Genomic DNA, 11,977 nt, shown 5'->3' on the forward strand with positions numbered 1-11,977 from the left:
TCCCTTCATATCTTGTCAATCTTTACAAGATATGAAGGGAGGGATAGGTTGATGTTTCTGTTATTAAGTGTTTTTTATGTATTCCAGCTATATATTATAATAGATTATACAACAAAACTATATGAGAAACGTCTTATTGCTTTTACTTATCCTACGATCAGCTTATTCGTTATCTTTGAGTACTTTGCTGGGATAGGCCTATGCAGCCGCCACGTGATATTCATCGGTCGGCTGCCTTCATGTTGTACATAATCAGCTAATCCAAGAAAGGTATACGGCGCTGTCCCTATCTGATCGTTTTTATATTCCCTCACAAATAACAAGACCTTACTTCCTAAAACTTTATGGTTAATATAACGCTGACCTGTTGTAGAATCAGCAGATGTGGTACTTTGACTTTGCCAATGAAACAACCTTTCGTTGATGGAATAATCTTGATACATGGTACTCGGGGAATAATCTTTATCGGATTTGTTCAGGGTTATGAAAAATACATCGATCTTCTTCTCTGGCAAAAATTTTACACCCTCACGTACGGTGGCTGGTTTCATAAAATCCATCGCTACGAGAATTTGATCTCTGGTATACGTACAGTGTAAATCTAGAGGAGAGTCAAAACCCAAATCAACTTGTTCATCCATTAAATCGATATGATCATAATTGTATCGTAGAACTTCAATTATTTCAGCCAGCATCACAGGAGAATTTCTGAGCTGTGAAAGACTTTCTTCAAGCGAAGAAAAACCGCACTCTACGAGCGTTTTTTGCCAAATCGTAAAATGAAACATTTGGAGCATCCGAGTATCTGATTCACTTAAGCTTTCAATCTTCACTTGGTAGGACTGAGATAAAACTTCAAGCAGAAAACTAATCCATCTTCTAGAATCAATAGCACTGATACGCCCCAAGGCTTTGGTGACTATAGTCTCTAAAGGTTCATCAAAGTCAGTTATAACATGAGATAAAACACAATATCTAGAAAAACTTACTTTAGCCTTATAGATCATCTTCATTTCAAGATGATAATACCCTAAAAAATTAGGGAGATTTAGTTTTAGTCCTGTATCTTCGGTAAAGTTGGCAATCCTAGCAATTAAACCAGTTTTGTTGCTATAGGAACTTCGAATATTATCCAAAATATAGTCCTTGGCCTTGCGTTCTAGCTGAATATAACAGCCTTTAGGCAAAGAAGTAAAACCTTCCTTAATCTCTCTCTGAACACTCTTAGTATTGTTTAATAGAGCTGTGAACTTATCTTCAAAATCATATTTTTTATTGGCCTGTCCTATAAAATCGAGAACTGTTAAGCATTCTTTATCTTCAGCTAACCTCAGTCCACGCCCCAGCTGTTGCAAGAATACCGTTAAACTTTCCGTAGGACGCAAAAACAAGATTGTATTCACTTCAGGAATATCCACACCCTCATTATACAAATCCACAACAAAGATAAACCGAATCTCGCCGTCAACGAGCCTTTTCTTGGCTGAATTTCTGTCTTCATCACTAGAATCCGAAATCAAAAACATAGATAAGATCCCAAATCGATTAAAAGAGCGTGCCATGTATTCAGCGTGCTCTTTGCAAACACAGAACCCCAAGCCCTTAATCTCCGCCAAGTCCGTCGTATACTTACGAATAGCCTTTACAATGGTACTCACGCGTAAGTCGTTTTCCGTATAAACCTTGGAAAGTTCACTTTTGTCATATCCTCCACGTGACCATTTCAAACTATTGAGGTCTACCTGGTCTGTAACTCCAAAGTACTGAAAAGGGCTGAGAAGCTTCCGGCCGATGGCTTCAGGTAAACGAATCTCTGCTGCAATCCTCTGATCAAAAAATTTTAGAATGCTTTTGCCATCCATACGTTCTGGGGTTGCCGTAAGGCCCAGTAAAATCTTCGGCATATAGTAGGTGAGTAACTTTTGGTAGGTTGGTGCCGCAGCATGATGGAATTCGTCCACAATGATAAAATCATAAAAATCGGGTGACGTGCTTTGATCCAGTTCACAGGAATTAAAAGTCTGAATGGAAATGAATAAATGTTCGATGCTTTCTGGCTTATAATTTCCTACATAGAGCTCACCAAAATTAGCATCTTTCAAAACCCCGCGAAAACAAGCTAGACTTTGCTTTAAGATTTCTTCTCGGTGTGCAACAAAAAGGAGCCGGCAAGGTTTTTCTTTGTTCTCCTTCCGATAGCGTAAATAATCAAAAGCAGAGATGACTGTTTTCCCAGTACCTGTAGCAGCCACGATAAGGTTCCGATAATATCCTTTAACCTTTCTCTCTACATTCAGTCGGTCTAATATTTCTTGTTGATAAGAAAAGGGCGTAAGATCGAAAAGGTAAGGAATCCCTTCTTCTTTTCCGAGGTATTTTTCTTTCTTTAAGGCTTGGGCTAATCTTTCTATTTCAGCGGAAGTATAAACTTCAAATTCTTTTGCATACCAATAACTTTCAAAGGTCGCTTCAATCTTCTGAATGATATCCGGCAAATCCTTGGCAGTAGCTTTAACGTTCCATTCTAGTCCACTGGAAAGAGCTGAATTCGAAAGATTGGAGGAGCCTATATAAGCCGTAATAAACCCCGTATTACGATAAAACACGTAGGCCTTGGCATGAAGTCGTGTTCTTTTCGTATCATACGATATCTTTATCTCCGTATTTGGCAATTCCCTTAGTTCTTCAATAGCCTTCAAATCAGTGGCGCCCAAATAGGAAGTAGTGATCACACGGAGTTTGCCACCGGCTTCAGTAAAAGATCTTAGCTCATCAATAATTAAACGTAGACCGCTCCATTTAATAAAAGAAACAAGCATATCGATCCGGTCACAGGACACTATTTCTCTTTTGAGTTCCGTAAACATACTGGGTTCATATCCCGCTCCTGTAAATAAAGAACTTTCAGCAAGGGAAGTAACAGGACGTTGGATTTCTGCCTTGTCATTAATCGCATAAATTTTATTCTTTTTATCGAGTAAGGCAAGCAACATCTCTCCCGCTTCGTCTATAGAATGTTCTAATAAACTCTTTTCACCTACGGTCTGGACAAGGGTGTCGATCAGCTTATTAGCAAGGCTAAGCTGGGCCTGTAAATCCTTGCCATGATCTTTCACATTATGTAATCCATTTTCGATGACTTCTGACAGGTATTTAGCAATCATTCTTGGTGATTCTTCTTCCTCAAGGAGCGCAGTTTTTATGAACTTGTCCGATTGCTGATCAAGCTGAGTTTTTAAAAATTTACTAATAATTTGTTCGTACAGCCCTGACTGTAGCATTTAATACCACCCATTCTTCCTACCATGCCTCAAGTCTGAAGAAGGATATGGGGCATGGTTTCTTCTATTAGTAGCATCATTTTGCCGACACATAGAAGTAGCAAGCGAAAAACTTAAATTCCTCCTCATGATTTGGTATAAAATCTCGAGGCACTAACAATCGATATTAATTATTTCCTTACATTTCGGAAAATTAGGACAACCATAAAATTCCTTCCCAGCATTTTGTCCCTTACTTGCTTTACGAATAACCATAGGCATACTACATTTGGGACACAAAACTATCTCAGTATTATTTTGAATGGTAAATATCTTTTTTGATTTATCGAAAACTCCTGTTAAAGCTGTTTCCACTTCGCTTAAAGTATACCCGGACTTTGATGAAATTCGGATAAGCTCTAAATTTGCATCATTATATACCTTTTCAACAAATATGTCCCGCTTATAAGCTTTCTTGTTTGTATGGCTGATATCATCTAGTTCGATTCCGCATAATGGCTCCATTGAATCTGGGTCACACAGAAGAAAGTCAACATGTTTTTGCGCAATTTTACCAAAATACTTCATGTAGTCTTTACCAACACCCTTATCGATAAAGAAAATATCCTTCAAGCCTACTTTGGGACATATGACTGCTTTATTCCCAACACATTGCCGCAAAACGTGATAAAAAGATTTCTCGAGATCCGTTAAAAAGATATCCGTGACCTTATAAGGAAGCTTCTCTCTTTGATAACCTTAGTTGCATCCTCACCTTTCTTCATAAATTTGGCGATGACGAAGAAAATGATGAAGGCCACGATTATAACTCCTAAAAAAAATTCCATTAACAAAACTCCTCACTCTTTAATATTTTATACTAAATTCTACATTATTTTCCTAAACCCTACCAATCTTTCATTTTTTTATACACAAAAGGCTTAGGAATGCGTTAAGATGCATTCCTAAGCCTTTTGCTTTCTCCTATAAACTTTTTAATAAACGCTTTAAGTAAAGCAAAGGCTAGCTAACCCTCAACAAACTTTCAGATAACCTTCAGGTAACTTTCAGCTTCTGTGAGTAAAATAACAGTAAACCTAATTTTAAATACAATCCGTTTTAGAGAAAGGAACAAATTCAAATGAAATTCAAAAGAAATGGAAATTTCAAACAGCCTATCAGTTCAATTGTCCTATATACAGCTGGCACTGTAGTAGCTCTTATTGCAATTGCGTTCTTGGTTAATAATATTTTATTATTCAAAAACGTTGTTGCTCAATATGTAGATCAAGGCTATCCTTCTTCTGAAGTTCTTAGTCAATTGATCCCTAATCAACTCCTTCCAGGAGTATTTGAGCCAGTTGCTGTTTATGGTGGCATTGCTTTCCTCTTAATTGGTGTGGGTATAATCAACCGAAAAGTATCTGAAGGCTTAAAAATATTGACTAAGGATGAAACTACCTCTTTGTGTATTGATACTCCTGAACACGTGGAAGCGGTTGAAGATATGAGTCAAGCTACTACTAATGAAAACGAACAATCACCGGAAAATCAGATTTAGCTGAGAAACTATAAGAATATGCAAAATTGAAAATGCAGCTATGCCCGCTTTAAGCGAGTTTAGCTGCGTTTTTATAACTTCAGAACAAGCTGCATCACGACTTTTCATAAGAATGGATACACGACAAAAGAGACCCGTCAAGGTCTCTTTACTCATTAAGCGATTATTCTTCCAGGTTGCGCCATAACGATCTTCACGCCGATTGGGGTGTGGCGAGAAAAACTGCTGAATCAAATTACGATTGGCCCCGTGGATTTCGACGCCGTCGTAGTAATTACCTTCGTATTATCTTTATAATATGGCAGCCTCTACCTTCTCATAGGAATTTAATGGAGCATTTTCTTGAATGGTTTGAACAATAAGTGCAGAGATAATCGATGAAATTTTAACTGAATACCTTAAATCATTCATGTAATCTTCTCGGAGTTGATATTGAGCCTGCAATTGCATAACGAAAGAGGAGATGTTTTCCTCAGATAAGTTGAGCTGTGAAAATGACCCTTGCGAAGCCTTATGTTGAAGAAGAGTTTCATATTTTAGATGCTTTGAGGTGGCAGAGATTGAATCTAATTTCAAACGTTGACTATGAGGAAGCGTGAAGAAATCAGATAGAAAGTGGCAGATAATACCGATTTGTGCGCTTACATATCTACGTTTCATTGGGATATCTAAAATAGAAGCTGGAAGACAACACAAAGACAATGTGCTCTTGACTATATAATTTAGACTTTCATTCAGATAATGGGGTTTGGCTATTAAGTTTGGAGCAATATCAGGGATCATATTTCCCCAGATAAAACACCTTTTATCTAAAGGATAATTGCTACGACTGAGCTGCGCGAGGGTTTGTTGCGCAACGATTTTATGTGTGGTCATAAACATTTTTTACTTCCCTTTTTCACAGCCTATTTTCTCTATAATATAGAAGGCATAAAAGCAATAAGAATACACTGACTTAAATATACGCTATGAAAATGAAGGCTCGCTGAAACTAAGCTGAATTATTTCTGAAAAGGGCGGACAAAGGATCCGCGCTATAAATTGAATGCACTTCACTGAAGAATGTTTATAAGTTTTAATGGTTAAAGTAATAGGAGATTTAATAGACAAGGGGGTTAAGGTATGGATTTTGTAGAGAAATTTAATGAAGACAAGAAAAAAGCAGAAGAGAATAGAAAACATCAAGGTCATGGAAATCCGGATAGAAATTTACCCAATAAACAACATAGTACGAATAAATAACTTTCAAACTATAAAATGACATGCGAAGCATTAAAGCTCTCGCATGTCATTTTCCTATAGATGTGTTTCAAGCCCCAAGCCCCGTGATTCCTCTTTTCTTCATTTTTACATCAATCCATTAGTTGCAAATAATAGGCGTATTTACATCAATATTATCAAATATCGTCTTGGCTACATTGGAAGGCATATTCACGCAACCATGAGACCCGTTTGTCTCATAAATTCTTCCTCCAAACTCGCTCCTCCAGCTTGCATCATGCAACCCAATTCCTCCATTAAAGGGCATCCAGAAGGTAACCGGGACAGCATAATCAGATCCTTTTAAGACTGTGTTACTCTGCTTATATTTTAATCTGTAAACACCTTGAGGTGTTGCATGGCCGGTTCCCAAATTGCCTGTGACGACATTTCCCTGAACGATGAGCGAGCCATCTTTATAAAACCATACATGCTGCTTGGTCAGATCTATCTCGACATAAGTATTACCGATATCCTTATTTTCATGTGAAAGTGAAAAGGCTTTCTGACTGTAATCAGGTTCTTTTGTAATGGTTTGACCTTCTTTGATGGCCGCAATTAGATTCTGGGTTTCTTTAGCCACATTGATCGACCATCCATAATCACCGCCGCCAATATTTATCGTTGTTCCCGAGGAGGTTGCAAAACTTCTTGTCATACCTACTGTATTATAGGTCTTAGAAAGTGCATCGATATAATCCTTCGCTTTACTCTCATTCAGTTTAACTTCAAAATTTTGATCAACTTCAAGCCATTGATGGATTGTCGAACCCTCCAAAGATTCTTTAGCTTCTCCAAAAGTATAGTCGATCTTTGCAGATACATATTTGTTCAGAAGATCTCTAGCTTCTATCGTTTTTTCCGACTTGGAAGTATACTCAGGTCTTATATATGCACCAGCCGATTCCAAGTCTATCTCCGTTTCCCCTTTACTGAGGGCATTGGCTACCAGGTTAGACAAAACATCCTTAGCCACTTTGTTTCCAGGGACTTCATCTACAATCACATAAGCAAAATCAGAATACTTGAAGCTCGCGTTTTTAGGTTCCGTAAATTTGCTGCTATTAAAACAAGCGAGCCTATCGATACGTTCGTTTAAGAGGTCGTTATCATATGAAAATTCTACGCTCATTTTAGTGTTCTTAGCTTTAAAACTTGCTAAAACCCAGCCAAAAGGATTCTGGCTATTTTTTAACTTTATAAATTCCTCCTCAGAACTGTACTTTAACCCGACATCACTAGCTTTGATTTGTTCGGTTTTACCCTCTCGCTCTTTTAGATTTAATGAATACTTCTGAAGGATTAGGCCTTTGGCTTCTTCTATCGTTTTTCCAGTTACATCAACAGAATTAATCTCCGATTCAAAACAAAAATGATTTGTGAAATATTTCGTTATCCCGAAGTAAAGAAAAAGCAGCATGCAAAGAGAAATGGCTATTCCAGCTCCAATTCTTTTGCGTTTTTTATTGGGCAGTGGATCTTCTTTTGGATCTTCTATTAATTTCTCCTTTTCCTCTTCCTGTGGCTTTACTTTGAATTCATCTTCCGTGTCCCCCACTCCTCTTAAACCTTGTAGAATAAAGTTTTCTCTGCATTCTATGTATTAACATCCTCATTTACAACAAATGTTGAAGGCAAATAACGTTATTTAATTCCAAGGCAATCTACTGATGTAATATATAAACGCCGATTACCCAAAAGTAACCAGCGTTTACGGTCTATCTATTCAATTTATCAATTTATCAATCTTAAAGTATTCATAACTGAAACGGTCCCTTAACTCTTAATCCAAGTAGCTCCGATATCCTGAATTGCAATCTTATCGAGCTTACCAGACATTGCTAGATTAAACCGTTTTATCGGTTCGTCTATACACTCTTGGGATAGCTTAAAAGTCCCCCAATGCATCGGTAAGATCTTCTTCGCGCCGATTTCTTCTGCCATCTGAATGGCTTGCTCAGGTGTGGCATGATGGGCCTCAAAGGACTTGGGAGAGTAAGCTCCAATCCCCATAATAGCTAAATCAATGTCTACTTCACGAAGTTGTTGCTGAATCGCTTCCGTATACCCTGTATCCGCTCCAAAAAACAGGTTGACGCCATTTTTGGATATTAAGATACTATTGGCCTGCATTTCTTTATTCCAAGGAAGCCTAGCTCCCCAGTGCCTGCCTTCAATAGCCTTTACCTTCAAGGCTCCGAATTGTTTTTCTTCCCCCCACTGAATTTCATCAATGGATTGGAAACTCATTCCATCCCAGAGTTGTTTAGTATTTTTAGCCGTGAAGACGGAAGTTTTCGCGGATTGAAAATGACGTAGAGTTGGGTAATCAAAATGATCCGTATGCGCATGAGAACAAATGAGTAAATCAACCTGGCCGATTTGGGTAGCGGGTAAGGGGCTTTGAACATACCGTTTAACCCCTAGCGTATAATTTCCAATGGGTGTAATCCCAATTTTGTCATATAAAGCAGGATCGATTAGAATTTTGGTCCCATGAAAATTAATGAGAAATCCAGCATGGCCAAGCCAAGTTAGTGTAAGATCTTCATTCCTCCATTTTTCAGGTGTGGGAATGTATTTCGGTTGAAGGACCGTGTGTTTATTTTCATTCTCTAATCCCATAAACTTCCTTCGTTTCATTATATTATCTCGCACAATTTAATTCATCTTTGAAGTTGTTCCCTGCCCGAAGCAGTCCCTAAATCCTTTTAAACTTTTTCCTTAAGGTGGACAAGCGATTTAAAGCCTCGTGAAGTGTCTCTGTTTTCTTCGCAAAGTGGAACCGGATCAGATGATTGACATCTTCTCTAAAAAAGCTCGATCCAGGGACTGCACCTACCCCAACTTCTTGGGCAAGCCACTCACAAAATTCATTGTCGTCCCGACTGTCAAATTCAGAAATATCCATCATCACATAATATGCACCTTGAGGTGTCGTATAGGCCAGGTTTAAATTCTCTAAGCCTTTAATAAAAAGATTTCTTTTTTCAGTATAGTGGCGTTGCAATTCTTCATAGTAGTCATCCGAAAAATTAAGACCCACGACAGCGGCTTCTTGCAGTGGTGCTGCAGCTCCTACCGTTAAAAAGTCATGGACTTTTTTGGCCACATCGATGATATGAGGAGGCGCGATAATGTAGCCCAGTCTCCAGCCTGTAATCGAATACGTTTTCGAAAGCGAACTACAAGAAATCGTTCTTTCAAACATATGGGGCAGCGATGCGAAATAGGTATGGACGTAAGGCTTATAGACAATATGCTCATAGACTTCATCTGTAATCACAAACGTATCATATTTTTCAGCGAAATCAGCAATAACTTTAAGCTCGGAATACATAAATACTTTGCCGCTCGGATTCGAAGGATTGCATAAAATAAGGGCTTTAGGTTTTTGCTTAAAGGCAGCTTCCAATTCATCTACATTAAAATTGAATTCCGGTGGATGAAGAGGGACAAAAATAGGTTCCGCTCCTGATAGAATAGTGTCTGCCGTGTAATTCTCATAAAAGGGTGAAAATACAATGACTTTATCCCCTGGATCACATATGGTCATCATCGCGGCCATCATAGCTTCGGTACTTCCACAGGTCACGACAAGCTCACTATCAGGGTCTATCGTTCGATTCATCAGCTTAGATTGTTTCCGGGCTAGTGCTACTCGAAAGTTATCTGCTCCCCAGGTGACGGCATACTGATGGGGTCCCTCATGAGATACTTCCTTTAGTCGATCTAAAATTTGTTGCGGAGGGTCAAAATCCGGAAAACCTTGGGATAAGTTGACCGCATTAAATTGGTTACATATCCTTGTCATTTTTCGAATGATGGACTCGGTAAAGCCCTCTGTTCTATGGCTTAAATTAGGCATAGTATCCTCCTCTTTGCTCAAGAGTCGTTATTGCCTCGCTGACTCTTGAAGCAGTGATCGGTCCAATCGGCATAACATGGATTGATTCTTCGGGAATGGCCGATTTTTGGGCTAGTGCGTTAATGATCGTTTCAGTTATTTCCTTAACCCCGAGCTGAGATAATGAAACGGGCAATTTTAGCGTCTGATAAAAAGGAATCAATGACTTGATTTCCTCCCATTTCTCCTCTAAGACGAGCTGAACCAGAATGCCATAGGCCACTTTTTCGCCATGGAGAGCATGATGTGTTTCTTCTAGAATCGTGAGTCCATTATGAATTGCATGGGCACCGGCAATTCGTCCATATTGATCGCCAAATCCGCCCACCATTCCGGCCAGAACGATAATCGTCTCAGCGACTTTAACAAAGTCATCGTTTGAAGTGCCGGTTTTCGCGGCGTGGATTGCTCCTTCGGAATGGGCAAGCAATATTTCTTTACATTGTCTTGCGGCATAGTGGGATATTTGAAGAGGAATAGGTTTGTTCTCAATCGCTGCCATTTGGACATCGGCTTCATACCATTTGGCTAGAGTATCTCCAATACCCGCGATAAGCAGGTTGATCGGTGCATTGACGAGAATTCTCGGCTCGATGACCACAAGACTTGCACTGTTAGGATAAATATCATAACGAATAAAGGCTCCAGATTCATCGTAAATGACACTGAGTGGAGTCCAGGGAGAACAATTCGAAGCGAGTGTGGGTATAAGGATAAAGGATTTATGGGTTAAATGACTTACCGCTTTAACGAGATCAAGGACTTTTCCACCGCCGACTGCGAGGAGTCCATCATAGGAATTTTCAACTACAATTTTTCGAAGCGTTTCAATTTCCGCGATCGAACATTCGCCACCATAGGTAAATTCTTCATATTTAATCTGGGTAAATTGGGGCCAAAACGTCTTGGCTGCCTGCCAAGAGTTTATCCCATGCACAATGAGAACTTTGTGATAGCTTCGTTCCAGGAGCTTCGCTTCTAACTGATCTAAAACACCTTCAATTAGAATATATTCACTCGGTGCTCCGTGCACTGAAAAGCTTTCCACTTTCATCACTCTTTTCTTCGCTTCAGATGACTACAAAACAGCAGTCTTCCCCAATCGAAATAACAGATTTGGGAAGACTACCTAAATGGCCTTTATATTATTTGGTCATCCATGTCGGTTTTCCAAAACCTTTGAATTCTGTATCAATAACATTTTTAAATTCATCAGATTGGATAACGGTTTTGATATCTTTGGCGATTTGTGAATTTTCATTAGCAGCTGTTACAGCGACAACATTGCGATATGGATCGAGCATATTTTCAAGTGCTAAAGCATCAAGCAAGTTCATTTTAGCTGCTATGGCGAAGTTTCCAGGTACGGCTGCTAGGTCGACACTGTCTACAGAACGAGGAAGCTGGCCGGATTCAAGCGGTTTAAAGACTAATTTTTTCGGATTTTCGATGATATCCTTTTCGGAAACTTTGAGTGGATCGGCATCCGCCTTAACTTTAATGATACCTTGATCTTGGAGGGTATTAAAAGCACGTGCTGCATTGGTAGGGTCATTCGGAATGCTGACCGATGCTCCGTCTTTCACTTCAGCTAGGGATTTATATTTCTTTGAATAAATGCCCATGGGTGCTGTTGGAACTGAAATTAAAGCGGTTAAATCCATTTTATTTTCTTTTTCAAAGTTTTCTAGGTAAATCGTGTGCTGAAAAAGATTGGCTTGGATATCGCCATTATTCAACGCTTTATTGGGTTGGATATAATCGCTAAACTCAACAACTTTCACGGTATAGCCCAATTTTTCTAAACCCGGTTTTATGGCCTTGGTGACCATGTCACTATAGGGACCTGCAGTCGCTCCAAATTTGATTTCTTTGGCTGCTGTGGTTGTCTGTTGTCCAGCAGTCTTGCTCGTGCCGCAACCGGCTAGAACTCCTACGGCTAAAATGACTGTTAATACGGCTAACCATTTTTTCATGAAATTTCCCTCT

The 11,977-nt window shown here is 39.1% G+C and carries 10 protein-coding genes and 1 pseudogene; 2 read left to right on the plus strand and 9 right to left on the minus strand.

Going from position 1 to position 11,977, the window contains the following annotated elements:
* Positions 1-146: 146 nt before the first annotated feature.
* Both DESME_RS07645 and DESME_RS07650 read right to left on the minus strand, forming a co-directional pair.
* The gene (locus DESME_RS07645) at positions 147-3,281 is read right to left on the minus strand and encodes a DEAD/DEAH box helicase (protein WP_006717053.1); all 3,135 of its coding nucleotides are present in this window, start codon (positions 3,279-3,281) and stop codon (positions 147-149) included.
* A gap of 153 nt (positions 3,282-3,434) precedes the next feature.
* A complete protein-coding gene (locus DESME_RS07650; protein ID WP_282432829.1) occupies positions 3,435-3,980 on the minus strand; it encodes a DUF2726 domain-containing protein in 546 nt (181 codons plus the stop codon).
* A 421-nt stretch (positions 3,981-4,401) separates the two neighbouring features.
* Here DESME_RS07650 and DESME_RS07655 point away from each other — a divergent pair, with 421 nt between their 5' ends.
* Entirely contained in the window at positions 4,402-4,821 is a 420-nt protein-coding gene (locus DESME_RS07655) for a hypothetical protein (protein WP_006717058.1), read from the plus strand.
* Here the strand turns inward: DESME_RS07655 and DESME_RS16200 are convergent.
* A pseudogene (locus tag DESME_RS16200) lies at positions 4,801-5,079 on the minus strand (hypothetical protein); the annotation flags it as partial. The gene DESME_RS07655 and the pseudogene DESME_RS16200 overlap by 21 nt on opposite strands.
* Positions 5,080-5,112: 33 nt before the next feature.
* Positions 5,113-5,703, minus strand: a complete 591-nt coding sequence (locus DESME_RS07660; protein WP_006717061.1) for a zinc dependent phospholipase C family protein — start codon at positions 5,701-5,703, stop codon at positions 5,113-5,115.
* A gap of 240 nt (positions 5,704-5,943) precedes the next feature.
* Here DESME_RS07660 and DESME_RS07665 point away from each other — a divergent pair, with 240 nt between their 5' ends.
* Positions 5,944-6,063: a DUF4023 family protein gene (locus tag DESME_RS07665; protein WP_006717062.1), complete on the plus strand. Its 120-nt coding sequence runs from the start codon at positions 5,944-5,946 to the stop codon at positions 6,061-6,063.
* 118 nt (positions 6,064-6,181) lie between these two features.
* Here DESME_RS07665 and DESME_RS07670 read toward each other — a convergent pair whose 3' ends face one another.
* The 5 genes from DESME_RS07670 to DESME_RS07690 form a co-directional block, all read right to left on the minus strand.
* Positions 6,182-7,639 (minus strand): L,D-transpeptidase family protein, encoded by a 1,458-nt coding sequence (locus tag DESME_RS07670; RefSeq protein ID WP_006717064.1) that lies wholly within the window; start codon positions 7,637-7,639, stop codon positions 6,182-6,184.
* A 218-nt stretch (positions 7,640-7,857) separates the two neighbouring features.
* A complete protein-coding gene (locus DESME_RS07675; protein ID WP_006717065.1) occupies positions 7,858-8,706 on the minus strand; it encodes an MBL fold metallo-hydrolase in 849 nt (282 codons plus the stop codon).
* Between the two features lie 76 nt (positions 8,707-8,782).
* The gene (locus DESME_RS07680; protein ID WP_006717066.1) at positions 8,783-9,949 is read right to left on the minus strand and encodes a pyridoxal phosphate-dependent aminotransferase; all 1,167 of its coding nucleotides are present in this window, start codon (positions 9,947-9,949) and stop codon (positions 8,783-8,785) included.
* Positions 9,942-11,042 carry an iron-containing alcohol dehydrogenase family protein gene (locus DESME_RS07685; protein WP_084553172.1) on the minus strand — a complete coding sequence of 367 codons (1,101 nt, stop codon included), beginning with the start codon at positions 11,040-11,042 and terminating at the stop codon, positions 9,942-9,944. The genes DESME_RS07680 and DESME_RS07685 overlap by 8 nt, the downstream gene beginning before the upstream one ends.
* A gap of 91 nt (positions 11,043-11,133) precedes the next feature.
* Positions 11,134-11,964, minus strand: coding sequence for a MetQ/NlpA family ABC transporter substrate-binding protein (locus tag DESME_RS07690; protein ID WP_006717068.1), 831 nt, complete (start codon positions 11,962-11,964; stop codon positions 11,134-11,136).
* Positions 11,965-11,977: the final 13 nt, after the last annotated feature.

This window comes from Desulfitobacterium metallireducens DSM 15288 (genome assembly GCF_000231405.2).
Lineage (GTDB): Bacteria > Bacillota > Desulfitobacteriia > Desulfitobacteriales > Desulfitobacteriaceae > Desulfitobacterium_A > Desulfitobacterium_A metallireducens.

What these genes read in the sequence shown, in the direction of transcription:
- DESME_RS07645 (WP_006717053.1), bottom strand. Translation starts at nt 3,281, where the DNA reads ATGCTACAGTCAGGGCTGTACGAACAAATTATTAGTAAATTTTTAAAA.
- DESME_RS07680 (WP_006717066.1), bottom strand. Translation starts at nt 9,949, where the DNA reads ATGCCTAATTTAAGCCATAGAACAGAGGGCTTTACCGAGTCCATCATT.
- DESME_RS07685 (WP_084553172.1), bottom strand. Translation starts at nt 11,042, where the DNA reads ATGAAAGTGGAAAGCTTTTCAGTGCACGGAGCACCGAGTGAATATATT.
- DESME_RS07665 (WP_006717062.1), top strand. Translation starts at nt 5,944, where the DNA reads ATGGATTTTGTAGAGAAATTTAATGAAGACAAGAAAAAAGCAGAAGAG.
- DESME_RS07660 (WP_006717061.1), bottom strand. Translation starts at nt 5,703, where the DNA reads ATGTTTATGACCACACATAAAATCGTTGCGCAACAAACCCTCGCGCAG.
- DESME_RS07690 (WP_006717068.1), bottom strand. Translation starts at nt 11,964, where the DNA reads ATGAAAAAATGGTTAGCCGTATTAACAGTCATTTTAGCCGTAGGAGTT.
- DESME_RS07675 (WP_006717065.1), bottom strand. Translation starts at nt 8,706, where the DNA reads ATGGGATTAGAGAATGAAAATAAACACACGGTCCTTCAACCGAAATAC.
- DESME_RS07655 (WP_006717058.1), top strand. Translation starts at nt 4,402, where the DNA reads ATGAAATTCAAAAGAAATGGAAATTTCAAACAGCCTATCAGTTCAATT.